This window comes from Colwellia meonggei (assembly GCF_057537295.1).
Genome location: NZ_BAAJLZ010000002.1, coordinates 331,570 through 357,120, shown reverse-complemented (window position 1 = coordinate 357,120; position 25,551 = coordinate 331,570). Strand labels below are relative to the sequence as shown.

The 25,551-nt window shown below is 38.3% G+C and carries 18 protein-coding genes and 1 tRNA gene; 15 read left to right on the top strand and 4 right to left on the bottom strand.

The annotated features are described in order from the left end of the window. The first annotated feature begins 3 nt into the window (after positions 1-3). Positions 4-1,299 carry an inorganic phosphate transporter gene (locus AC27E9_RS07745; RefSeq protein WP_487128866.1) on the top strand — a complete coding sequence of 432 codons (1,296 nt, stop codon included), beginning with the start codon at positions 4-6 and terminating at the stop codon, positions 1,297-1,299. Between the two features lie 177 nt (positions 1,300-1,476). After that, positions 1,477-1,552, top strand: a tRNA-Phe gene (locus AC27E9_RS07740). Between the two features lie 158 nt (positions 1,553-1,710). On the opposite strand, the gene trhO is transcribed toward AC27E9_RS07740, so the two are convergent. Beyond that, entirely contained in the window at positions 1,711-2,685 is a 975-nt protein-coding gene (gene trhO / locus AC27E9_RS07735; protein ID WP_487128864.1) for an oxygen-dependent tRNA uridine(34) hydroxylase TrhO, read from the bottom strand. A gap of 339 nt (positions 2,686-3,024) precedes the next feature. Here trhO and fahA point away from each other — a divergent pair, with 339 nt between their 5' ends. Together fahA and AC27E9_RS07725 are read left to right on the top strand one after the other, a co-directional pair. Then, positions 3,025-4,347: a fumarylacetoacetase gene (gene fahA / locus AC27E9_RS07730; RefSeq protein ID WP_487128862.1), complete on the top strand. Its 1,323-nt coding sequence runs from the start codon at positions 3,025-3,027 to the stop codon at positions 4,345-4,347. 564 nt (positions 4,348-4,911) lie between these two features. Then, entirely contained in the window at positions 4,912-7,476 is a 2,565-nt protein-coding gene (locus AC27E9_RS07725; protein WP_487128861.1) for a TonB-dependent receptor plug domain-containing protein, read from the top strand. A gap of 192 nt (positions 7,477-7,668) precedes the next feature. On the opposite strand, the gene AC27E9_RS07720 is transcribed toward AC27E9_RS07725, so the two are convergent. Next, complete coding sequence (locus AC27E9_RS07720; protein ID WP_487128859.1) at positions 7,669-8,139, bottom strand: Lrp/AsnC family transcriptional regulator; 471 nt, start codon at positions 8,137-8,139, stop codon at positions 7,669-7,671. Between the two features lie 238 nt (positions 8,140-8,377). Here AC27E9_RS07720 and nhaA point away from each other — a divergent pair, with 238 nt between their 5' ends. The 5 genes from nhaA to AC27E9_RS07695 all read left to right on the top strand — a co-directional run bounded on the left by nhaA (position 8,378) and on the right by AC27E9_RS07695 (position 12,831). Then, entirely contained in the window at positions 8,378-9,568 is a 1,191-nt protein-coding gene (nhaA, locus tag AC27E9_RS07715) for a Na+/H+ antiporter NhaA (RefSeq protein WP_487128858.1), read from the top strand. 40 nt (positions 9,569-9,608) lie between these two features. Next, a complete protein-coding gene (locus AC27E9_RS07710) occupies positions 9,609-10,478 on the top strand; it encodes a prohibitin family protein (protein ID WP_487128856.1) in 870 nt (289 codons plus the stop codon). Between the two features lie 289 nt (positions 10,479-10,767). Then, positions 10,768-11,319: an elongation factor P hydroxylase gene (locus tag AC27E9_RS07705; RefSeq protein WP_487129186.1), complete on the top strand. Its 552-nt coding sequence runs from the start codon at positions 10,768-10,770 to the stop codon at positions 11,317-11,319. Between the two features lie 23 nt (positions 11,320-11,342). Continuing rightward, complete coding sequence (locus tag AC27E9_RS07700) at positions 11,343-12,476, top strand: ATP-NAD kinase family protein (protein ID WP_487128854.1); 1,134 nt, start codon at positions 11,343-11,345, stop codon at positions 12,474-12,476. An 82-nt stretch (positions 12,477-12,558) separates the two neighbouring features. Then, positions 12,559-12,831, top strand: a complete 273-nt coding sequence (locus AC27E9_RS07695) for a YfcL family protein (RefSeq protein WP_487128852.1) — start codon at positions 12,559-12,561, stop codon at positions 12,829-12,831. 7 nt (positions 12,832-12,838) lie between these two features. Here AC27E9_RS07695 and mnmC read toward each other — a convergent pair whose 3' ends face one another. Then, on the bottom strand, positions 12,839-14,842 hold the full coding sequence (mnmC, locus tag AC27E9_RS07690; RefSeq protein WP_487128850.1) for a bifunctional tRNA (5-methylaminomethyl-2-thiouridine)(34)-methyltransferase MnmC2/FAD-dependent 5-carboxymethylaminomethyl-2-thiouridine(34) oxidoreductase MnmC1: 2,004 nt from the start codon (positions 14,840-14,842) through the stop codon (positions 12,839-12,841). 179 nt (positions 14,843-15,021) lie between these two features. On the opposite strand from mnmC, the gene fabB reads away from it, so the two are divergent. Continuing rightward, the gene (gene fabB / locus AC27E9_RS07685; RefSeq protein ID WP_487128848.1) at positions 15,022-16,233 is read left to right on the top strand and encodes a beta-ketoacyl-ACP synthase I; all 1,212 of its coding nucleotides are present in this window, start codon (positions 15,022-15,024) and stop codon (positions 16,231-16,233) included. A gap of 352 nt (positions 16,234-16,585) precedes the next feature. On the opposite strand, the gene AC27E9_RS07680 is transcribed toward fabB, so the two are convergent. Further along, positions 16,586-17,644 carry an FAD-dependent oxidoreductase gene (locus AC27E9_RS07680; protein WP_487128846.1) on the bottom strand — a complete coding sequence of 353 codons (1,059 nt, stop codon included), beginning with the start codon at positions 17,642-17,644 and terminating at the stop codon, positions 16,586-16,588. A gap of 113 nt (positions 17,645-17,757) precedes the next feature. Between AC27E9_RS07680 and AC27E9_RS07675 the strand changes: the two genes are divergently transcribed. The 5 genes from AC27E9_RS07675 (at position 17,758) to AC27E9_RS07655 (ending at position 25,433) form a co-directional block, all read left to right on the top strand. Further along, positions 17,758-18,639, top strand: coding sequence for a LysR family transcriptional regulator (locus tag AC27E9_RS07675; protein ID WP_487128844.1), 882 nt, complete (start codon positions 17,758-17,760; stop codon positions 18,637-18,639). Between the two features lie 136 nt (positions 18,640-18,775). Next, positions 18,776-19,126, top strand: a complete 351-nt coding sequence (locus AC27E9_RS07670) for a 5-carboxymethyl-2-hydroxymuconate Delta-isomerase (protein ID WP_487128843.1) — start codon at positions 18,776-18,778, stop codon at positions 19,124-19,126. 44 nt (positions 19,127-19,170) lie between these two features. Continuing rightward, positions 19,171-20,298: a 4-phosphoerythronate dehydrogenase gene (locus tag AC27E9_RS07665; protein ID WP_487128841.1), complete on the top strand. Its 1,128-nt coding sequence runs from the start codon at positions 19,171-19,173 to the stop codon at positions 20,296-20,298. Positions 20,299-20,311: 13 nt separating this feature from the next. Beyond that, positions 20,312-21,337, top strand: coding sequence for an aspartate-semialdehyde dehydrogenase (locus AC27E9_RS07660; protein ID WP_487128839.1), 1,026 nt, complete (start codon positions 20,312-20,314; stop codon positions 21,335-21,337). Positions 21,338-21,620: 283 nt separating this feature from the next. Next, positions 21,621-25,433: a FimV/HubP family polar landmark protein gene (locus AC27E9_RS07655; RefSeq protein ID WP_487128837.1), complete on the top strand. Its 3,813-nt coding sequence runs from the start codon at positions 21,621-21,623 to the stop codon at positions 25,431-25,433. Positions 25,434-25,551 lie beyond the last annotated feature (118 nt).

Here is a 25,551-nt window from a genome sequence, read left to right as displayed (position 1 = left end):
TTCATGGATATTTTACTCACAAATGGCTCTTTATTAGTCATGATCGCTGCTGCCGTAGGCTTTTTTATGGCTTGGGGCATAGGTGCAAATGACGTTGCTAACGCAATGGGCACCTCGGTAGGTTCTAAAGCACTTACCATTAAACAAGCGATTATTATCGCAATGGTATTTGAATTTGCTGGTGCTTATTTAGCAGGCGGTGAAGTTACTTCAACAATACGTAAAGGTATTATCGATCCTGGATATTTTGTCGATATTCCTGAATTACTTGTTTTTGGTATGATTTCAGCACTATTAGCGGCAGCAACTTGGTTATTAGTTGCATCTATTTTAGGTTGGCCAGTTTCAACAACGCACTCAATTGTTGGTGCCATTATTGGTTTCGCTGCTATTGGTATTAGTCCTGATACAGTGGCATGGGGTAAAGTCGGTGGCATTGTAGGTAGTTGGATTGTTACACCACTCATATCCGGTGTTATCGCGTTTGTTATCTTCAATAGTGCACAAAAGCTTATTTTTGATACTGACAAGCCTTTAGATCAAGCAAAGCGTTATGTACCTTTTTACATGTTTTTAGCTGGTTTTGTATTGTCGCTAGTGACAATTAAGAAAGGGTTAAAGCACATCGGCCTAGACAGCGTAAATTTGGGCTTTTATGACTTTGCACTTCAAGGCGCTGATGTATTCTTTTTGGCTGCAATTGTTGCTGTTATTGTGGCAATTATTGGTAAGTACTTTATTAGTCGCCTTAATTTTGACACCAATGCCGACAAAACAACGCACTATGCAAATGTGGAAAAAGTGTTTGCTGTATTAATGGTTGTTACCGCTTGTTGTATGGCATTTGCTCATGGCTCAAACGATGTAGCTAATGCAATCGGTCCATTGGCTGCTGTTGTTAGTATCGTTGATAACGGCGGTGAAATTGCCAAGAAAGCTGCATTAGTTTGGTGGATTTTACCATTAGGTGGCTTAGGTATTGTTGCTGGTCTTGCTTTATTTGGTCATCGTGTTATTGCGACTATCGGTAAAGGTATTACACACTTAACACCTAGTCGTGGCTTTGCGGCTGAATTAGCTGCTGCTTGTACTGTTGTTATCGCTTCTGGTGCTGGTTTACCAATATCAACAACACAAACTTTAGTTGGTGCTGTATTAGGTGTAGGTATGGCACGTGGTATTGCGGCAATCAACTTAGGTGTTGTACGTAACATTGTTGTCTCTTGGGTAATTACTTTACCTGTAGGTGCAGGCCTTTCAATTATCTTCTTCTGGATAATGAAAGCTATATTTAGCTAAAAAGTTAAATTGAAAAGCATTAAATTTAAGCCAGCATTTATGCTGGCTTTTTTATTATTTACGGTAAGTTGATTTTTTTATAGAAAATTTATAAAACGGCTTGCGGGCATAATAAAATCACTATATTATGTCGCCTCTTTTGACGCGAAAGCTAATGCTGCCGTTGATTAAGATAGTGCCTTGATAGCTCAGTCGGTAGAGCAGAGGATTGAAAATCCTCGTGTCCCTGGTTCGATTCCGGGTCAAGGCACCATATTTCCCTTCGGGGTTTAAAAGCCTTAACAGTAATATGTTAAGGCTTTTTTATTGCCTGAATTTTAGTGACTCTAACGTATCAAGTTATTAATAAATTCTAGCTATAAAAAAGCCCGCGGTAAGGGCGGGCTAATAGCATAAAGCTTAGTCAGTTAATTAACTCTTCTGTGCTTCCTTACTGGCATTTTTCACCGCTCGGCGTTCAGCAATCACTTGTTTAATCTCGCCACCAATATGATCTTCTCCACGAGCTTTTGCTAAATTAATTTGCTTTTCACGCTCTTGAAAGCGGCTTCTTTGCTCATCTGAATATTTATCAAAACAACGGGGACAGCTAACGCCTTGAATATAGTGCTCGCTTGACTTATCGTCTTCAGTAATTGGATAGCGACAAGCAAAACATTGATCATACTGACCACGTTCTAAATTATGATTAACAGCAACACGACCATCAAAAACAAAACATTCGCCTTGCCACATAGTTTCCTGTTCAGGAACTTCTTCAAGATATTTTAATACGCCACCTTCAAGGTGATAAACATCCTCGAAACCTTGTTCTTTTAAATATGCCGTTGATTTTTCACAGCGAATGCCGCCAGTACAAAACATCGCAACTTTTTTATGCTTGGTTTTATCCAAGTTTTTCGCAACATACTCAGGAAATTCGCGGAATGTTTCAGTATTTGGGTTAACTGCATTTTCAAAGGTGCCGATTTCTACTTCGTAGTCGTTACGGGTGTCAATGAGTAAAACTTCCGGATCAGAAATTAAAGCATTCCAATCCTTTGGCTTAACATATGTACCTACGGTTAGATTAGGGTCAATTCCCTCAACTCCCATGGTTACTATTTCTTTTTTCAGTTTAACTTTAGTACGTTGGAATGGATTTTCTTGGTGATAAGAACATTTAAAAGAAACGCCTGCTAATCGTTCGTCGCTATTAAGAAACGTTAGAACATTTTCTATGCCTACTTTTGGACCAGCGATAGTGCCATTGATGCCTTCAAGCGCTAATAAAAGAGTGCCCTTAACATTATTTTCTTCCATAACATTAAGTAAAGCAGGTTTAATAGTTTCGAAATTTTCTAAGCGAACAAATTTGTACAAAGCACAAACGGTAATATTATTCATAATTTGACCCATTGAGCGAGCCTGATAGTAAATCAGGAGCTGTAGATTGAAAATTACTTACATTTCATTGCAAGTGGTAATGTGATTTATGTCAAAATAAATCGCGCGGAATTTTAACAAAAAATCACCAAATAAAAAGTAATATTGATAGTTTTTATTTATGAGCTATTTAAAAGCGACTTGTAAAGCTAACTCTGCAAAATATTGTTGACAGTTTGTGGTGAAGTAAATTTTTCTTGCATAGCCATAATGTTGCAGCTTGTTATATTATGGCGCCAATGAACTTTATTTTCGTGTTTTTAAATTCACGTTACAATTTATTTTGGAGTTGTTTAGCACATGTCTAACACCAGTTTACTTAATGAGACACATAATCCGGCTTTACGTAGTTGGGTTGAATCTGCCAATGTGGAAAATTGTGATTTTCCTATACAGAACTTACCTTTTGCGAGCTTTAAAACTAAAGCAAGTGATGAAGGTTTTCGTGGTGGTGTAGCAATTGGCAACCAAGTGCTAGATTTGCAAGCCGTATTTGCACTTAATGTTTTTGAAGGCGACGTGCAAGTAGCATTAGCAGCATGTAGCAAAGCACAATTAAATGACTTTATGTCAATGGGGAAGCACTTTTGGAGTGCGTTACGTCAAGCTTTATCTCAGGCGCTAACTCAAGGCTCTGCATTAGAAGTCAAATTGATTGATTGCTTGGTTGCACAAGCTAATGTTGAGTATGCATTACCTTGTCACATTGGTGATTACACTGATTTTTATACCTCAATTCATCATGCTACTTCGGTTGGTAAAAAATTCCGTCCAGACAACCCATTATTACCTAACTATAAATGGGTACCTATTGGTTATCACGGCCGCTCTTCTTCAATTGAAGTTTCGGGTAGTGATTTTAAACGTCCAAAAGGACAAACCAAAGCGCCAACGGCAACAGAGCCATCTTTTGGCCCTTGTAAACGTCTAGATTATGAATTAGAAGTTGGTGTATTTATTGGTAACGGTAATGACTTAGGAGAGCCAATTAGCATCGAACATGCTGATGACCATGTATTTGGTATTTGTTTGTTTAATGATTGGTCAGCACGTGATATTCAGGGCTGGGAATATCAACCGCTAGGGCCATTTCTGTCAAAAAGCTTTGCATCAACAATTTCACCGTGGATTGTGACTTCAGAGGCATTGGCTCCATATAAAACTACATGGACAAGAGATTTAGCTGATCCACAACCTATGCCGTACTTAGAGTCTCAACAAAACAGGGCACAAGGTTCGTTAGATCTTAATTTACAAGTTTTAATTGCAACAGAAGCTATGCGCAAGACGGAACAAGCTCCTGTACAGTTATCTCAGTCAAATTTTAAAGACTCATACTGGACTGTTGCACAAATGGTAACTCATCATACTGTCAATGGTTGTAACCTACGTGCAGGTGATATGTTCGGTAGTGGCACGCAATCTGGACCTAATCCGGAAGAAGCAGGTTCAATGCTTGAGCTTTCGAATGCCGGCTCAGAGCCTATTAGCTTACCTAACGGTGAAACTCGCACATTCTTAGAAGATGGTGATTGTGTGATTATGACTGGCTGGTGTAAAAAAGACGGCGCTGCTCGAATCGGTTTTGGTGAAGTTACTGCGACAATTTTACCTGCCAGCTAATGTAAGTTAAATTTCTAATTTAAAAGCTCCTTATTAAGGAGCTTTTTTTTATCTATAAATTAAAAAATGAATATAACACAAATTTAAAGAGTATTACTTTTAACAAGCTGTTAACTTAATTGTTGAGAATTCAACCATAATTTTTGTATGCCTATTATTGAAACAAAAAAAGTTCAATTTATTTTTGTTGACTAATTATTCATCAAATAAATATTTTAATACGAAGTTTTTCGCATAATACATGTTTGAAACTTTTCTTATAAGCCGTATAGGGTGTTGGTTACAGGTTGGTTATATTTGTTAATCTAACTATTCATGCACTTCGTATATCTTTGCTATTTTTCGACATCTGAATCTTTGATGCTGTCCATCTTGAAAATTACCCACTTGTAAAGAATTTTTAGCTGTTTTATAAATAATCAAGCCTTTTGTGTTATTCACGCTACTATTAATAATGTCAACGTGAATTTATAAGCACAACTGGCTAAATAAAAAGATAAAAATACATAATTATAAAAATACAGAACTATAAGAATATTATTCAAATATTAGGAAGGAAATAACATGTCTACTAAATTTCGTACTGGTACGTTAGCCCTTGCCGTGGGCTTAGCGCTAGGAACTGCACCTAGCTTTGCTGCGGGTTTTGAAGAAACGGCTAAAACTGAAGAAGTTGAGCGTATAGCGGTGGTTGGCTCCCGTTCAGCACCTCGCTCAGTTGCAGAGTCACCTGTTCCAATCGATATTATTGGTGGTGATGAATTAGGTAAAAATGCTTCTAGCGATATGTTAGATATGTTGGTTGGTGCAATTCCATCGTTTAATGCCCGTACTCAACCGATATCAGATGCCGCATCATTAATTCGCCCGGTAAATTTACGTGGTCTTCCGTCAGATTCAACATTGGTGCTTTTAAATGGTAAGCGTCGTCACCGTGCTTCTGTTATTGCATTCCAAGGTGGTGGTATTAATGACGGAGCTCAAGGACCAGATATTTCAGTAATTCCTTCTGTCGCTTTAAAACAAGTCGAAGTATTGCGTGATGGTGCCGCCGCTCAATATGGTTCGGATGCGATTGCAGGTGTTATGAACTTTGTATTAAAAGATGATTCTGATGGTGGCTCAGTCTCTGTTAAGCAAGGTTCATATTATGAAGGGGATGGTGACTCAACCATTATTGATGGTAATGTTGGTTTACCATTCACTGATGATGGTTTTGTTAACTTAAGCTTTCAATTAAAAAATGCGGATGCAACTAGCCGTAGTGTGCAGCGTCCAGATGCTCAAGGTTTAGCGGATGCTGGTAATACTTCAATTCAGAACCCTGCGCAGATATGGGGTAATCCAGAAGTAGAAGACGATATCACTTTGTTTGGTAATGTTGGTTTAGACTTAGGTGACGATAAAGAGTTTTACATGTTCGGTAACTATTCTGAGCGTGATGTCACCGGTGGGTTCTATTATCGTAACCCACATAACCGTGGTAACGTTTATTCAATTGATGGTGGTGAAACACTATTAGTCGGTGATATTGCACAATCGCAAGGTGCTGCTAGAACATGTGCTGTGGTTCCTGCAAATGTACCAAACGTTCTTGATACACAAGCTTATCAAGACATGGTGGCGGATCCGAACTGTTTCTCAATGAACCAAATATTCCCAGGTGGTTATACACCTCAATTTGGTGGCAATATTACTGATACGTCATTAACTATGGGTACTAAAGGTGATATTAATAGTGGTTTCTTAGAAGGCTGGTATTTTGACTTAAGTGGCTCTGTTGGTCGAAATGAATCTAAGTTTAATTTAAAGAATACATTAAACCCTTCACTTGGCTTAGAAACACCGGTTGATTTTGAAACTGGTAGCTATATTCAAATGGAGAAAACTTTTAACTTTGATTTGGTTAAAGGTTTTGAAATGGGCTTAGAAGAGCCAGTCAATGTTGCTACAGGTTTAGAATGGCGTGAGGAAAGCTTTGAAATTATTTCAGGTGAAGAAGCTTCATGGAAAGCAGGAGCATTTGCAGACCAAGGGTTTAATATCGGCTCACATGGTTTTAAAGGCTTTGGCCCTGAAACACAAGGTCGAAATGATCGTCGTAATATCGCTGCCTATGTTGATGTTGAAGCGCAATTAACTGAAGATTTACTTGTTGGTGCTGCTGTTCGTTATGAAGATTTTAATACTTTTGGTAGCACGACAAATTACAAATTAACGGGTCAATATACTGTTAATGATGAAATTTCAGTACGCTTATCTCATAGTACTGGTTTTAGAGCTCCTACAGTTGGTCAAGCGAATGTTGTAAATACGCAAACATCATTAGTAAATGGTGAGTTGATTCAAACATTCTTGGCCCCACCTACTAACCCGCTTTCAGCTTTTTATGGCGGTAAAGAGTTAACTCCAGAGGAGTCAAGAAGCTTTGCGGGTGGTTTTGTTTTCCAAGATGGAGACTTCTTCTTTACGCTTGATTACTACAATATTGAAGTAACGGATCGATTGGCGCAATCTAGTCAAATTGATGTTTTGGCTTCAGACCATGCTGCACTTGAAGCGTTAGGTGTTGTTAATCCAGAGTTAATTTCTGCTGTTACCTATTTTGCAAATGATTTTGATACTACTACACAAGGTATTGATGTTGTTGCAAACTATACCATGGAGCTATTGGGCGGTGATACTTTACTATCGTTAGCATACAACTGGAACGAGACGGAAGTGGACAAATTTAATCCGTTAACGACAGATGAAGGTAAGGTACATCGTTTAGAAGAAGGTATGCCGGATCATCGTGCAACATTCACTGTTTCTCAGTCATGGGAAAATGTGACAAGCTTTGTACGTGTCAACTATTTCGGTGAATACTTTGCTACTCATGCAGATGATACGTGTGCTATTGGTTGTTGGAATGAAATTGCGGATTCGGCTATTACAGTAGATGCTGAAGTTAGTTATTTCTTAAATGATAGTGTTACGTTATCTGCAGGTGCAAATAACATCTTCGACCAAGAAGCTCAAAAGCTACCAGCAGAGTCTTATGGTCAATTAGGTGCTAAATATTACGAAAGTGGTCCATTTGATTACAATGGTGGTTTTTACTACGTAAAAGCAACTTATAACTTCTAATTTGAAGATAATGAACATGTCAGATAAATCCTGACAATTGTTGCAGATAAAAACGCCTAGTAAAAATGCTAGGCGTTTTTTATTTAAGGGAGCAATTTATGAGTTTATATCAATACTGTTTGAAATAAGACTTTTATTTGGTCGGCGAGAAAGCTAAATAAGGCTATATTTTTCATTACGAATATCTACAATCTACTCGTCATCAAAATTAGGCAGTACGCCGCTTCGGCTATGCTCAAAAATCAGTGATGTTTCTACCGTGGTAACTTCTTCACGGGAGGTAATGGCATTGAAAACAAATTGACGTAAGTGTTCACTATCCTTAACAGACATATGAATAAAATAGTCATAGCTGCCACCCATATGATACAAACTAATAATTTCGGGTAGCTTTAATAAATCATCTCGTAATTGGTTAACAATGAGCTCTGAATAGGGCTGTAATTTGATTGCTGCTATTGCTTCGATATTGCCGCCGATACTTTTAAAATTAATATCGATAAACGCATTATTAATAACACCATTGCTTTTCATACGCTTTACGCGCTCTAAACAAGTTGATGGTGCAATACCGATTTTTGATGCTAATTCTTTATTGGTAATATCAGCATCCTTATAGAGTAACGTTAATATGCGTAAGTCGATATCATCTAGTTTTTTCATTAATGCTGGTGCCTTTTGACCGGGTCAGTTTGATATTTTTCATTTGTTAAATATTACACTTATTAAATCCCACATTGCTAGTTCATTTACTATAAATATGAATAATTTTCGATATTTGTATCAATTTCCGAATTTTTATCATTTTGTTATGCTATTACATCTTAATACGATTACAAGTTTGTATAATTCTTCTTTGTGACATATTATGTCGTGACGCATATTTGAAAAATAAGAACATATGATAATTAAAAGTATTAACGATTTCCTAAAATTAGAAGCGGCAAGCGGGATTATTCTAATGTTTGCTGCAGTTGCAGCAATGATAATTGCTAATTCTCCACTCATAACATACTACGATATGTTACTTGATGTACCTGTTAAAGTTGCCGTCGGTAGCTTTGAAATAGCGAAGCCACTTTTGTTGTGGATTAATGATGGTTTAATGGCGTTATTTTTCTTTCTCGTTGGCCTAGAGCTAAAACGAGAATTCTTAGAAGGTGATTTATCTAAACCAGGTCAAATAACCTTGCCAGCAATTGGTGCATTAGGGGGGATGTTAATTCCAGCATTATGTTATGTCGCCTTTAATTATAATGATCCAGAAGCTATCAATGGTTGGGCGATCCCTACGGCGACAGATATTGCTTTTGCGTTAGGTATATTGTCTGTCATTGGCAGTAAGGTGCCGTTGCAATTGAAAGTATTTTTAACCTCATTAGCAATCTTTGATGACTTGGGCGCCATTATTGTCATCGCCTTATTCTATACCGACCAGCTTTCTATGTTGTCGTTGATTTTTTCTGCGGTGATTTTAGCCATTTTATTTACCATGAACAAACGTGGCGTAACCAGTACTGCACCTTATATCTTTTTAGGAATTGTACTTTGGGTAGCAGTGCTAAAATCAGGTGTGCATGCGACATTAGCAGGTGTTGTTTTGGCATTTTTTATTCCTATTAAAGGTAAAGAAGATGAGCCTTCACCGTTGAAATCACTTGAGCATAATCTGCATTCATTAGTTGCCTTTATTATTCTGCCTGTATTTGCTTTTGCTAATGCTGGTATCAGTTTTTCAGGTGTAGGTATCGAGCAAGTTATGTCACCTGTACCACTTGGTATAATTGTTGGCTTGATTGTGGGTAAACAAATTGGGGTTTTTGGCTTTTGTTTTATCGCTATTAAATTAGGTTTTGCGCAATTACCCAAACATGTAAATTGGCGTTTACTGTACGGGGCTGCCATTTTGTGTGGTGTTGGTTTTACTATGAGTTTGTTTATTGGTTCGCTAGCTTTTGAGACGGGAAGTAGTGGTAATCTTATTTTTCAAGACCGACTAGGTATTGTTATCGGTTCATTAATTTCGGGTGTTTTCGGTTATTTTGTGATTAAAGGTGGCGTTGAAAAAGAAACTGAAAGTTTAGGAAAGTAATCAAAATAATAAAATGGTTTTAAAATAAAAAGGAATAGTTATGAATGTTGAGAAATTAAATGTACCTGTTAAGTCAATTGCGGCGGTAGCCGTTGCTGTGATTATTGGTGTTGGCTCTGTATATACGGTAAACGAAGGGCACATCGGAATTGTAAAACGTTTTAGTGAAGCGAAAGAGCAAGTTAATCCAGGGCTGCATTTTAAAATGCCTTTTATTGATAGTGTTGAAGAAATTGAAGTTAGAACACGTAAAAATGAAGAAAGAATGGCATCAAGCACTAAAGAGCAAATGCCGGTTACTATTAGTGTTTCAGTAAACTGGACAGTTGACAAAACTGCAGCATTAGAGCTTTTCAGACAATATGGCGGATTATCTCAGTTTGAAAGTCGTATTTTGGATCCAAGATTTCGTTCGGCAACTAAAGATGTCATTCCCCAGTATGATGCTGAAAAGTTAATTCAAGATCGTGCTAGTGCAATTCAGGCCATTGAAGCTAATTTTATTGAAGAAATGAAAGATTTTCCCGTTACTGTTGATAATATTCAGATTGAAAACATTAAATTACCAGCGAAATATTTAACCTCAATCGAAACAAAGCAAACGGAAAAGAACTTAGCAGACGCAGAAAAGCATAAGTTAGCAAGACAAAACCTAGAAGCTCAGCGAGATGTAAATACTGCAAAAGCTAAAGCAGATGGTATTAAACTTGTTGCCATTGCTGAAGCAGAGTCTATTCGTATTAAAGGTTTAGCAGAAGCACAGGCTATAACCGCAAAAGCAAAAGCATTGGGTAACAATCCACTCATTGTGAAATTAACTGAAGCCCAAAACTGGGATGGCAAGTTACCAGCAACGGTATTAGGAAGTGGTAATATGCCAATTTTAGATATGAGAACTGAGAAAAAATAAGCTTTGTTGTTTAAGTCAATATTGTATAAACCAGTACTGAATAAACCAATATTGTTGAAATAACGGCGATGTTATCATCGCCGTTTTATGTACAGGAAGTACGGTATAACGCGAGTGTATGGATGCACAGGAGCGTATATGTTTAGGATGAACAACATATCGTGATTACATGGATGTGAAAGAGCGACAATGTTAGAATAGCTTTTAATGAAGTTAGGTATAGTAAAGCTGTTGATAGCTAGGTTATTTAGTAATTATGTCAGGTATAGAAAATAAAAGTGTTGAAGTTATTCACCACTATCAGGATCTTATCGAGCTTTTCGAAAGTACTTTCTTTTACCAATATAATACACGCTTAATCAAAGGCGATGATGAACCTATATATCTTCCTGTAAATGAAAGTTGCTCGTTTAACCAAATTGTATTTGCCCATGGCTACTATGCGAGTGCGCTACATGAAATTTCTCATTGGTGCTTGGCAGGGGCAGCACGCCGTCAGCTAGAAGACTTTGGTTATTGGTATGTTCCGGATGGTCGAGATCAGCAACAACAGCTAGCTTTTGAAAAAGTTGAAATTAAACCGCAAGCCATTGAATGGGCATTATGTGTTGCCGCAGGTAAAGACTTTGATGTTTCAACTGACAATTTATCGGGCTCAGGAGAAACTGACCGCTTTGCCTTTAAAGCAAAAGTTTATCAACAGGTCTGCAGTTATTTAAATGTAGGTTTTCCGAAAGACGCCGAAATTTTAATTAAGGTGCTTGCAGAACATTACCAACGCCCTTGGCCGTTAATAACAGAACATTTTCTCTACACAGCGAATACTGTTGAAACATGTTAACAAGAATAATATGAGATAACTTAATGAAAAAGTTTAACTTAGGTTTAGTGATAAACCCTATTGCTGGTATTGGCGGCAGTGTTGCACTAAAAGGCAGTGATGGTGAAGGTGTTGCTGAGCAAGCGCTAGCACTTGGCGCCACAGCGAAATCTAATGCAAGAGCTGCTTTGGCTTTAGAAATCCTTAAGCCCTATCGAGATAATATTGTCGTTCATACTGCATCTGGTGAGATGGGAGAGAATGCTGCTCGAACGTTAGGTTTTGACACTGAGGTGATATATCAACTAAAAAGTGACGTCACCAATGAGCGTGATACCGAGCAAGTAGTTGCTAAGCTGATGACTTTGGATATTGACCTATTATTATTTGCTGGCGGTGACGGCACGGCGCGTAACGTGTGCCATATTGTTGGTGATAAATTTCCAGTACTTGGTATTCCCGCTGGTTGTAAAATCCATTCAGGGGTTTACGCAATTACACCAAAAGCGGCAGGGCGAGTGGTAGAGTTAATGATCACTAATCAGTTGGTCAGTTTGACTGATGCTGATGTGATGGATATTGACGAAAGCTTATTTCGACAAGGTATTGTCAAAGCCAAGCGTTATGGTGAAATGCAAGTGCCATCTGAGTTGCGCTATATTCAGGCGGTGAAATCTGGTGGTAAAGAGTCAGACGAATTGGTTTTGCAGGATATTGCTGCCGATATAATTTCTAAAATGGATGATGAGCTATTTATTATCGGCTCAGGCTCTACTACGGCATTTGTCATGGAAGAGTTAGCATTAGATAATACTTTACTAGGTGTTGATGCAGTGCAAGAGCAAGAATTACTCGCCAGTGATTTAACTGAGCCGCAATTATGGCAATTAATTCAAAATCGTACTCAGGGCAGTATTAAACTTGTGATCACTTTAATTGGCGGCCAAGGGCATATCTTTGGTCGAGGTAATCAACAATTAAGCCCTAGAGTTATTCGTGCTATTGGTAAAGAAAACATACACATTATTGCCACTAAAACAAAGCTGAATGCGTTAACCGCAAGACCGTTAATTGCTGATACAGGTGATAGTGAACTCGATATGGAGTTATCAGGCTATTTGCCGGTTATTACCGGTTACAATGATCAAGTTTTATACCCGGTGGCGAGTCCACAATAATTTTTCAGGCATTTTAAGAAAATCTTATTTAAAATATAGAACAGGCTTTGACTATTAAGCCTATTAGACTTTGGAATTAAGTATGACATTTGAAAACCTTACCGCGTTATATCACTACCTAGATGAGCAAGTATCGCAAGATGTTAGTGCCGATGAGCTATTTGCGGGCAGTTATTTACGTGGTTTTATTAGTTTAGCGGGCAGTGAATATGGAGATGAATCACAGCAACTTACGCAAGCACTCGCTGACAATATAAGTGAAAAATTACAGGCAGCCCGCACGGAACTTAGCCCGCAAGATCGCCAGATAGTGCAAGACTATTGGCAGCAATTAAATACTGCATTTACCGCGTAAATTTGCCTTAATCAAATTTTCTGCGAATAATATCGCGAATAACGAAACGGTTTGGCGCTAGGTTAAATAGCTGCTCGTTATTGAGTGGATAAGGTGTACCACAAATGTCTGCAGTTAGAATTTCAGCCAGTAGTGGAGCTGTGCATAAGCCTCGCGCACCCAAGCCTGTCATCATATATAAGTTATCAATAATCGGCGCTTGTTGATCATAGCGCCAGCGCTTGTCTTTGCTTAAATGGGCATATGCTGTTTTATGGGCGTCGATATCAGGCATAGCGCCAACCATAGGCAAATGATCTGGCGTCATACAACGTAAGCGGGCTTTACTGCTAACAATATCGCTGGTTTGCCAAGAACTTAAGCCGGGTAAACACTTTTCAAGCATATCAAGATTAAATTGGTCTTCTTCTGGTTTTGCGTCGGTATCAAAGTTATTTTTCTGAAATGTTGCGCCTATGCAGTGTAAGTTGTTATTTGCAGGTGTTAAGTAGCCTTTGTGACATATAACCGTTGATAAATTTTTAAATTTTTCGTTGCTTGCCATACTCGTTACTTGCCCACGTACGGAGCTTAATGGTAATTCTTTAATGGTATTTAATGGAATGCCTTGCGCGCCGCCACAATAAATTAGCACACTGGCTTTAATATTTTCTGTTGTGCTGTGTAATAACCATTTACCGTCGACTTGCTGGCTAATTTTTTCTATTTTATAACCTGTTTCAATACGAAGACGATTGGTTGACTCTGCGGCCCTAAATATGGCTTTGACAAGTTGTGCGGGTGCAATCCAGCCAGCTTTTGGGAAAAATAAACCGCCGTGAGCTAATTCTATACTCGCCAATTCAGAAGCTTGTTTTTTATTAACTCCGTGTAGCAGACTATTAGGCCAAATGTTGGAATTGGCAATATGCTGTTGACGTAACTCCAAAGCTGGCTTGTATGATATTTCTAATAACCCGCACCAATCATGATCATAACTAAAGCCTTGCTCAGCAATGTTTTTATAGTGATTAACAGCGTAATTAAAGGCTTGCTGATAAAATAAACTAATGTCATCGGTCTGTTGATGAATAAGCGGGTAGAGGGCGCCAATGTTATTACTTGATGCGCCTTGAGCAACACTGAAATCTTGGCAATAAACGGTAACCTTTACGCCACTTTTTGTTAATGCATAGGCAGCGCAGGCTGAGGCAATACCACCACCAATAATACTGACATGTTGAGGTTTGGTAATTAGTGGTCGTTGTTGATAACCTTTTCCTGAGTTTGGGTTTCGCTGAAATACCCCTGACAGCATTTCACTTTTTTTACCATCAGCAAGACGTTTTTCAACTCTAAAGCCCGCTGATATAAGCAATCGTTTGACCTTACCTGATACAGTAAAAGTGGCGATGCTTGCTTGTTCTTTGGAGAGCCGAGTTATTTGCTGAAATAATGCAGGCTGCCACATTTCTGGATTCTTTGCAGGCGAAAACCCATCAAGAAACCAAGCGTCGACCATTGCCATATGTCGAGGATGTTTTTTTACAGCTAAAGAAGAAAGAGCAAGGGTGGCGTCATTAAATATAAGTTGTAAGGTGACTGTATCATCAAGAAATGTGAGTGTTACTTCGCCTGCGGGTTGTTCAGGGTATTGCGCAATTAGTTGCTGACTTAATTCGTTAAGCTCAGGAAGAATGGTGAGTGATTGAGTCAGCTGCTCTTTTGACAATGGATATTTTTCAACACTGATAAAGTGTAGATGACTTTTATTAGTAACGTCTTCATTTTTTTGCTGTAATTGTTGAAAAATCTTTAAGGTCAGCAAAAAATTTAAGCCAGTACCAAAACCAGTTTCAGCAATAACAAATGTTCCTGAGTTATTTGCCAATCGATTTTCAATATTATTGCCTTCAATAAATACGCACTCGCTTTGTTTAGTGCCTTGAGCGGTATCGAAATAAATGTCGTCAAACTGAGTAGAGTATGGCGAGCCATCTTTTTGAAAGCTAATTTTTGTTTGTTCAATCACTTTTTTACAATCTTCTTACTTGTTGTTATAGCCAAAAAAAGGTTATTTTACCGCGTATTATTGAGCTCTGTCATAAAAATGCAAAAATTCAGTGTACAAGTGTACGCTGGACAGACCAGTATAGGGGGCAAAAGTCTGTATGATACGCCCAGATTTTTTAATTAAGTATGGTTATTTAAATGAAACGTGTAGTTATCACCGGATTAGGTATTGTATCAAGTATTGGTAATGATGCAGAAGAAGTTTTAGCGTCATTACAAACAGGACGTTCAGGTATTACCAACGCAGAAAGTTTTGCAGAAAAAGGCTTACGCAGCCAAGTTTGGGGCAAGCCGGAAATCGCAATCAAAGATCATATTGACCGTAAAGCTTTACGTTTTATGGGCGAAGCATCAGCTTACGCTTACATTGCAATGGATCAAGCGATTAAAGATTCGAAGCTAGCACCTGAGCAAGTGTCGAACTTCCGTACAGGTATTGTTGCTGGCTCTGGTGGTGCATCATCAGAAAATGTTGTTAATTCAGCAGACACGCTTCGTGAAAAAGGCGTTAAACGTGTTGGCCCTTATGCAGTACCAAAAACAATGTCGAGCACCATTTCAGCCTGCTTAGCAACACCATTTAAAATTTTAGGTGTTAACTATTCAATTAGTTCTGCTTGTGCAACTAGTGCCCATTGTATTGGTCATGCCGCTGAATTAATTCAGTTAGGTAAGCAAGATGTGGTATTCGCCGGTGGTGGTGAAGAAGTGCATTGGTCATTAGCTATGATGTTCGATGGCATGGGTGCATTATCGTCTAAATACAATGAAACGCCTGAACAAGCTTCACGTACATACGATGCTGACCGTGATGGTTTTGTTATTTCTGGCGGCGGCGGTATGGTTGTTGTTGAAGAACTTGAGCATGCATTAGCACGTGGCGCACATATTTATGCTGAAATTGTTGGCTATGGCGCAACATCTGATGGGTACGATATGGTTGCTCCAAGTGGTGAAGGCGCTATTCGTTGTATGCAACAAGCAATGCACGGCGTTGAAGGCAAAGTTGATTACTTGAACACTCATGGTACTTCTACACCGGTAGGTGATGTTAAAGAGCTTGGCGCGATTCAAGAAGTTTTTGGTAAAGACTCTCCTGCAATCAGTGCAACGAAAGCAATGACTGGCCATGCATTAGGTGCAGCTGGTGTACATGAAGCCATTTACTCATTATTAATGATGGAGAATAACTTCGTTGCTCCTTCAATTAATATTGATACCTTAGATGAACAAGCTGAAGGTTTAGATATAGTTACTGAAAAACGTGACGCTGAACTTAATCTTGTGATGTCTAATAGTTTCGGTTTTGGTGGCACAAACGCTACGTTATTGATGCAAAAATATAAATAATAATTAATTTTAATTATTTAAGAGAAAGCCGCTATTGATAGCGGCTTTTTTATGCTCAGGATGAATGGTCAGCTTTTTTGTTCCAGACAAAAGCTAAGTACCTACATCCCTGTAGGCAATGACGTTATCATAAGGCCGTTTATAGCTATCTATGGCTTCACGGCATTAAAGCATCTTTGCTTGTCGATGTGAAAGAGCGCCGATGTTTAGGCCTTTCTCACTCTCCCTGTCTTGCTAAGCATTAGTTTATTCATGCAGGCATAGCTTTTTTGTTTCAGGCAAAAGCTAAGTACACTCATCCATGTAGGCAATAACGTGATCTGATAATTTTCATCGCCAATTTACTTAGGCTTTACTTAGAGAATTCGTTATAGGTTTTGCTAATAAATAGGTCTTTTTGTTTGATGTTAACTAGTGCTTTCCAAGTCGAAACCATGAAAGGGAACTGCACTACGCCAGTCTTTTGTCCCGTAGGAACTAAGGCCATAAATGGATTTCTTTTATAGGCTTTGTAAGTTTTTCCAATAAAGTCCTTGGCAATAACATTGGCTAAATATTTACCTTGCTCTAATGCGAGGTAGCCAAGCTTTGCCTCACCGACGTCAGCAATATCCCCGATGGCATAAAAGTTACTTTCTCCTTTAACAGCTAAATTCCCTCCGACCATTACTAGGCCTTTATCATTTAGCGTATGGTTAAAGTTTTGCTTTAGAAAATCATTATTTGGTAGCGTCCCTATAGCAGTATAAATTGCATCAGGAGAAATAGATTTACTCGAGTTTACATCAATATATACGTCACCTTTCTTTTGATAGAAGGTGTTAAATTCAACAGTCACACCGGCTTCTGTTAGCTGTTTAAGTGCTTTTTGTTGGGCTTTTTCTTTAAAGCCATCCAGCAGTGTACCGCTCTTATGGGCTAAGGTAACTTGGGCTTTTGGCATGGCATAGGCTATTTCTCCAGCCAACTCTACACCGACGACTCCACCGCCAATAACGAGCACAGTTGACGCTCCTTTTAAATTATTGTGATACTCGTTAAGTTCATCTGTACGTGCTGCTAACGACATTGCCTTCGAAGACTTCGCTAAAGGCAGAGATGGATAACGTGACCCCGATGCTATAACAACCTTCTCGAATGTTATCGTTTCACCGTTTTCTAATAGTGCTGATGTTTTTCTTAGCTCTTTAACACCACTTTGAATAAAAGTACCGGTAAGAATGTCATTATAATATTTACGCGAATTACCCTGATTTTTTTTGGGATCGGCAACATCACGTAGAACAGCGTAAGTAACTTCAAAATAGTCTTTTCTATCAACTAAACTGGTTTTTATACCTTGCTTTTCTAATCTTTGGGCTGTGCTTACTCCAGCAAAACCGCCACCAATAATGAGTACCTGCGTTTTCATGTAAAACTCCTAAATAATAACTAAACAATGCACAGCATAATAATTCGTTGCGATATTATTGTTAATGAGCGAATATTCAATTTATGTGTGCAAATTTGCAACGTGACTTGATTATGGAAAAATGGACAGAACTTAGAACGGCTTATCGACTTGCAAAGCTGGGAACACTTAGCGCCACGGCTATTGATCTTGGTGTGCATAGATCGACAGTAATGCGTCATATCGACATCTTAGAAGAAAACCTTCAAGCGAAGCTCTTTCAACGAAATGATAAAGGTTATATTCCTACTGAAGCAGGGCTAGAAGTCATGCGCCTAGGTGAAGTAACGGATACACAGTTTAGGCAGTTCGCTAATCGAGCTAAAAGCAAAGAAGAGTTGTTAGAGGGAACATTAACCATAACCAGTATCAATGAGTTGTCGCAATTAATCTTCCCCACCATTGTTGAATATCAATCGCTTTATCCAAAAGTGAAAGTTGATATTGTCGGCGATACTCGCAAATATGATCTTGAATATGGTGAAGCCGATCTTGCAATACGCACAGGTATAAAACCTGAGACGCTAGATAATATTGTTATGCCATTTGTAAGCATCGAGTTGGAGCTTTGTGTACATAGAAAATATATTGAACGTTATGGTATGCCGAGTGCGAGTAATTTATCAGAGCATAAGTTTATTGCGCTTGCTGAACGTTTAGAACACTTACCATGGAATGAATGGATTTATAAGCACGCATCTAAAGAAAAAGTTATCGTAACAAGCTCAGCATCACAAGTGCTAAATTATGCATTAAATAGCGGTTGTGGTATTGGTGTTAGCACTAAAGGAACAATAGACAATAATGACGACTTGATTGTAATTGACATTGATAAAGCTTGGCAAGTATCGACTTGGGTTTTAGTGCACCGAGATATTATCAATATTCCTAAAGTTAGAAAGTTTATTGATTTATTAAAGCAAAATAAGTTTACTGATACAGAGTTCTACTTATAAAAGCTTCAATAAGTCGCCTGTAGTTAGGCTAAAGTCTTATAAAATAGATTAAATAATCGCGTGAGTTTGATTTTTTTTGCCGATAAAACTCGTTACAATGCCATATCTGTCTATTGACTTGATTTAAGAGTTTCCTTTGCCACATTGTATTATTGAGTATTCTGCAAAAATTACCGAAAGTTTACCGGTAGAACAGCTAATGCACGCTGTTTATAAAGGTGCTAATCAAAGTGAATTATTCGTTGCAAGTGATATTAAAGTAAGAGCATGCGCATTTGATGACTTTTATCTTCCTGGCTCAGAGCAAGTTTTTGTTCATGTAAATTTGAAAATCCTTTCTGGTCGAGATTTATCACAACGTAAAAGTCTTAGTGCAAGTGTTAGTAATCAACTTGAACGCTTAGGTATCGAAGATGCAGCGATAACTGTTGAAGTGACTAATATTGAAAAAGAAAGTTACGCGAAGAAATTGACGATAACTGCTTAGCACTAGAATAGTCGTATTACCTTAATAATTTTTGGAAGAATACTGTGAATATTTTTTATGATGAAAATATGCCATTTGCGGCAGAGTTTTTTCAAGATATTGGTCAACTGACGGCCTTTTCAGGCCGAGCTCTAACCGCAAGAGATGTTGCGAAAGCTGATGCATTATTGGTTCGCTCTATCACTAAAGTAAATGAACAGTTGCTTAGTGATAATAAGCAACTTAGTTTTGTTGGAACAGCAACTATCGGTGTGGATCACATTGATCAAAACTACTTAAAACAGCGAGATGTTAGTTTTTATTCTGCACCAGGTTGTAATGCGGTATCAGTTGCTGAATATGTGCTAAGTTCTATGGTCATTTTAGCTGAGCGTTATTTACTTGATTTATCAAATATGACAGTAGGTATTGTCGGCGCTGGTAATACCGGTTCACGCTTAAGCGAGAAATTAACCGCGCTAAATATTAAGCATGTATTGTGTGATCCATTATTGGCAGACGATGCAAATGATAAGCGAGACTTCGTTTCGCTTGAACAAGCTCTTAGTTGCGATATTGTCTCTTTGCATGTGCCGTTAACTCGTGAAGGTCAACACCCTACCTATCATTTATTAAGCGCTGAACGTTTAACTCAATTAAATGAAAATCAAATACTTATTAATGCCTGTCGAGGAGAAGTCATTGATAATCAGGCTCTGTTAGAAATGAAACAAGCAGGGCACCAGTTGAAATTGGTTTTAGATGTTTGGGAAACTGAGCCAAATATTTTAATGCCACTAATTGAGCATTGCGAAATAGCTACTGCTCACATTGCTGGTTATAGCTTAGAAGGAAAAGCTCGTGGCACTGAAATTTTGTATCGGGCATTATGTCAACAGTTGAAAATTACGCCAACGAAGCAGTTACAAGACTTTTTACCAACACCATTGATTGACTATGTTGAAATTAAGCAGGAATTTAATGAAATACTGCTAAACCAGTTGGTGAAAATGGTATACGATGTTAGGCGTGACGACGCTATTTTTCGTCAGCAAATAAAAACTCAAGGGTTTGACCATATTCGTAAAACTTACCCGACTCGCCGGGAGTTTTCTTCGATCATGGTTGGCTTGAATAACGTGCTAAGCTCAGATGCGCCACATCAGCTTGGCTTTAGTAAAAAACTTGCATAAAAGAGAGAGGATCATGGCACAGAAATTTGATATTTGCGTACTAGGTGCAACAGGTTTAGTTGGCAAAACCATTATTGAAATACTTGAAGAACGTGATTTTCCGATTAATAAACTCTATCCGCTTGCTAGTGCTCGCTCTGCAGGTGAATTTATTGAGTTTAATGGCGAAAATGTTGAAGTATTAGATGCTGATAATTTTGATTGGAGCCTAGCACAAATAGGTTTCTTTTCTGCTGGCGGAGCAATTTCGGCAAAGTATGCACCTATTGCGGGTGATGCAGGTTGTATTGTTATCGACAACACTTCAGAGTTTCGTTATGAAGCTGACATTCCATTAGTGGTGCCAGAAGTTAACCCGCATGCACTTGCTGAATATCGCAACCGTAATATTATTGCTAACCCAAATTGTTCAACAATTCAAATGATGATGGCACTAAAGCCGATATACGATGCTGTTGGCATTTCTCGTGTTAACGTTAGCACTTACCAATCGGTTTCTGGTGGTGGTAAGGCTGCCATGGACGAGTTAGCAAAACAAACCGCTGATTTATTATGTGGTAAACCGGTTGAGTCGAAAAACTTCCCTCGTCAAATTGCTTTTAATGTTATTCCGCAAATTGATGTGTTTCTTGAAAATGGCTACACCAAAGAAGAAATGAAAATGGTTTGGGAAACAAAGAAAATATTGGGGGATGATAACGTGCTTGTTAACCCAACCGCAGTGCGTGTACCGGTATTTTTTGGTCATGGTGAGTCGTTGCATATTGAAACCGACTCGCCTATTTCGGCAGAAGAAGTGAAAGATTTACTTAGCCAGGCACCAGGCTTAGTTGTTTGTCATAACGATGAAGACTTCCCTACGCAAATAGGTGATGCAAGCGGTAAAGATGATACTTTTGTTGGTCGAATTCGCGAAGATATTAGCCACAATAGCGGTATTAATATGTGGATAGTAGCTGACAACGTGCGCAAAGGTGCTGCTACAAATAGCATTCAAATTGCAGAATTACTGATTAAAGAACATCTATCTGAATACTAAAATAAATTCAGTTAAACCACAGATTTACTAAAGAAAAATGAAAACCCGTCGTTATAATAAACGACGGGTTTTTTGTTAGTTGCTGTGGCATATATATCTTTAGTTAAATTAACGATAATATAAGCCTAGAAGAAGAATTCGTTTTATGAATTTAGATCGTATAAAACAATAACTCCGGGTATTAAGCGATTGTTTTTACAATTGGAATAAACATTGCTTTACATTCTCCTGACTTGGAGCCGCCAATCTATTGGCGAATAATTATTATAATTAGGAAATCTTGATGCAAAGATTGTTACGCCTGTGCCTATGGCAGGTATTTATTATAAGCATTAGCTGTTTTAGTTTGCCAACTTTTGCCGAAGATGGTGGCATTCGTATTCGTGGCCCCAAATCAACTGATGCCTTTCCTTACGATCGCTATGGTCCTGTTACTGCAAAAGATACTTTGTGGAATATTGCCTTAAAAGTGCGCCCTGACCCTCGACTATCAGTTTACCAAGTCATGCAAGCTTTATATGAGAATAACCCTGGTTCATTTAAAGACAATAACCTTAATCATATGATTAATGGTCAGTATTTAAAGATCCCATCTATTGATGTTATGCGCGCAGTTAATACCGCTAATGCGCAACAAAAATCGCGCAGTGATGACAAGGCATGGCAAAAGAAAGTAGTAAAAGTCACGAAAAAAATAACGAAGCCGCCTGAAGAAATGTCGGTGAAGAAAAAAGACTTGGAAGCGGCGAAGTCTGAAATTAATGTGCAGTTGAAAGAAATTGATAATACCCAGCAACAAAGGTTAGCAACCATTCAAAACGATGTTTTGGACTCTATTGATGGCCTACAGAGCCTATTAAAAGAAAATGAAGCGTTACGTCAACGATTATCGAGTTTTAATGACCAACTTGGCGTAATGCAAAATGAAGTTGCCAAAGGTAAAGAAATTAAAATGCAGATGGACGATATGATCGCACTGCAACAAGAGTTATTGGCAAAAGCGGAAGCGCGAGAGCAAGCGCTGCTATTAGAGAAGCAAAAAGCTGAATTAGAAGAGCAAAACTTCATGTCGAGCTCGTGGTTTGTTGCGTTGATGGCAACATTACCTGCAGTATTAGTTTTATCAATAGTTGCTTTCATTTTAAGACGCCGTACGAGTAAAGAAGAACCAGCAAAAGAGACGCCAGTAGCTAAAAAGCAAGCGCCTGTTGCTGAGAAGGAAGTTGTTCCTGAAGTTGAAAATGAAGCCGAACCTCTTGATAGTGAACTGTCTTTAGACGATGAACTCTCTTTAGATGACGAATTATCTCTAGATGATGAATTATCAATTGATTTAGCTGAAACCGATGAAGAACATGACGATCTTTTCTCTGATGATCTAGATTCGTTAGACGACGAATTACTTGATGATGATGTTATTCAGTTAGACGATGAATTGGAAGATCTTGATGATTTAGAAGACATATCACTAGAAGACGATGTTGAAACTATTTCACTTGATGATGAATCTGAAGAAATTATTGAAGACGAACCGCTTGAAGGCGGTCAGTTAGATCAAGGAGATTTAGACTCCTTACTTGAAGGCTTAGATACTGAAGACGCAGCCGATAGTGAAGAAGTTATCGATGAATTAGCAGGTGGTGTTGTCGATCAAGGGGCATTGGATAGCTTATTAGCAGGCGATGAAGAAGAAAGTGCCGCAGTTGTAAATGACCCAGATGATATTGATGCTTTACTCGATGCAGCGGGTGAAGAATCGAGCAATGTCGATGACAATGCTGATATTTCAGACCCAGATGATATTGATGCTTTACTCGATGCAGCGGGTGAAGAATCGAGCAATGTCGACGATAATGTCGAAATTTCAGACCCTGATGACATTGATGCTTTACTCGATGCAGCAGGCGAAGAGCCAAACAATACCGAAGATAATGCTGAAATTTCAGACCCAGATGATATTGATGCCTTACTTGATGCTGTCGGTGAAGAATCGAGTAATATAGATGATAGTGCACAAGATGTTACTAACCCAGACGATATTGACGCTTTACTAGATGCAGTTGGTGAGGAGCCAAACAATGTTGAAAATAATGCTGAAATTTCAGACCCAGATGACATTGATGCCTTACTTGATGGCATAGAGTTAGATACGCCTGCGTTGGAAGAAAGTGAAAGTATAAGTAGTGAAGAAAAGATTATTAGCGAAAATATACAAAATATTACTGATCCTGATGATATTGATGCCTTACTTGATGGTATAGAGTCAGATACGCCTGCATTAGAAGAAGATAATGGCACTGGTCCTTCAGACAAAGAGCAAGCAGAAGACATGGCACAAGAAGTATCAGACCCAGATGATATTGACGCACTGCTTGATGCCATAAGTACAGATGATGCTATAGGCACTGATTCTCAGGACAATGAGCTTACTGAAGATATGACGCAAGAAGTGTCAGATCCAGATGATATTGACGCACTGCTTGATGCCATAAGTACAGATGATGCGATAGACACTGATTCTTCAGACAATGAGCAAGTTGAAGATATGACGAAAGAAGTGTCAGACCCAGATGATATTGACGCACTGCTTGATGCTATAGGTACTGATTCTTCAGACAATGAGCAAGCTGAAGATATGACGAAAGAGGTGTCAGACCCAGATGATATTGACGCACTGCTTGATGCCATAAGTACAGATGATGCTATAGGCACTGATTCTCCGGACAATGACCAAGCTGAAGATATGACGAAAGAAGTGTCAGATCCAGATGATATTGACGCTTTGTTGAGTGAAATGGCAGTTGAAAATAACTCAGGCTCGACCATTGAAGAACAACCTATCCCTGAAAACAAAGCCGATGTTATAGAGGTTAGTGAAGAACTGGCAGAAAGTGAAAATATTGCGCTAATTAATAATTTCTCTGATGAATATGTTCAGTCATTTATTGATGCTGATTTTAGTGATTTGCTTAATGAATTTGTTGAAGAGCAGCTAGACAATAACGGAAGTAATCCAGCTGCAGCAAGTGAAATAAAAGAACCAATAAATGATATTGAATCTGAAGATTTTGATATCGACGCTTTAATCGATGAAGTAAATCAACCGGAAGTTGTTGCAGATAACTCTGAAGATGAAGCACAGTTTGATGAAACCTCAAATGAACTTGATATTGACGCTTTAATTGACGAAGTTAATCAACCTGAAATTGTTATAGATAATACCGATAACGACTCGACGTCTGCCGAGATTTCTGATGACTTCGATATTGATGCTTTAATTGATGAAGTTAATAATTCAGACGATCAGATTCAAGAAGCGTCATTAGATATTGGTGATGAGTTACTCGACAGTGATTTATTAGACGTTGAGCTGCCGGAAGAGAGCAACAAACCTGAAACATCGCAGTTTATTGATGACGATACATTACAAGAATTGTCAGCCGATTTTGATGAATCAACACTTACTCAACTCTTAAATGATGAAAAAGATGCCGACGCTATGGTTGAGTTGTCACCCGACTTCACTGATAGCAATGTTCTAGCTGATTTATTAGCTGATGATATTAGCTCGCCGACAACGGAAGAGCACAATAACGACGAAGCCGTTGATGATATTAAAGAGCTTGATAATTTAGACTTTGATGATTTACTGGCAAATATTGAAGAAGAAACCAGTTCATCGACAACTGATGAGTTTGAATTAAGTGATAATTTTGATATTGGTGATGATTTAGCTCTTGAGTCAGTTGAGGACAAAACACTAGAAAGTAATGACGGCAATCCACAACAAGAAGAAGACTTTATATCGGTTGATTCATTATTGTCAGATAGCTTACTTGATGGCGCACCAACTGAACCTTATGAAAAAATGAATATAGATGTTGGTTTAGGTGAATTTCCTGAGTTTGCAGGTGATGTTACAGATGAAGATATGGATGACGATGATAACGGTATGCTAGCCAAACTTGATTTAGCAAAAGTTTATATTGAAATTGGTGATACTGAAAATGCTGAAGTTATTTTGCAAGATGTTGTTAAACAAGGGGATGCTCAACAGCAATTTGATGCTCAACAATTGTTAGATAACCTGAAGTAATTACACATTACGAATTTATTAAAGGCTGCAATTTGCAGCCTTTTTATGTTCAGGATGAACGGTATGACGCGATCACATGGATGTGAAAGAGCGTAGATGTTCAGGATGAACAGTATGA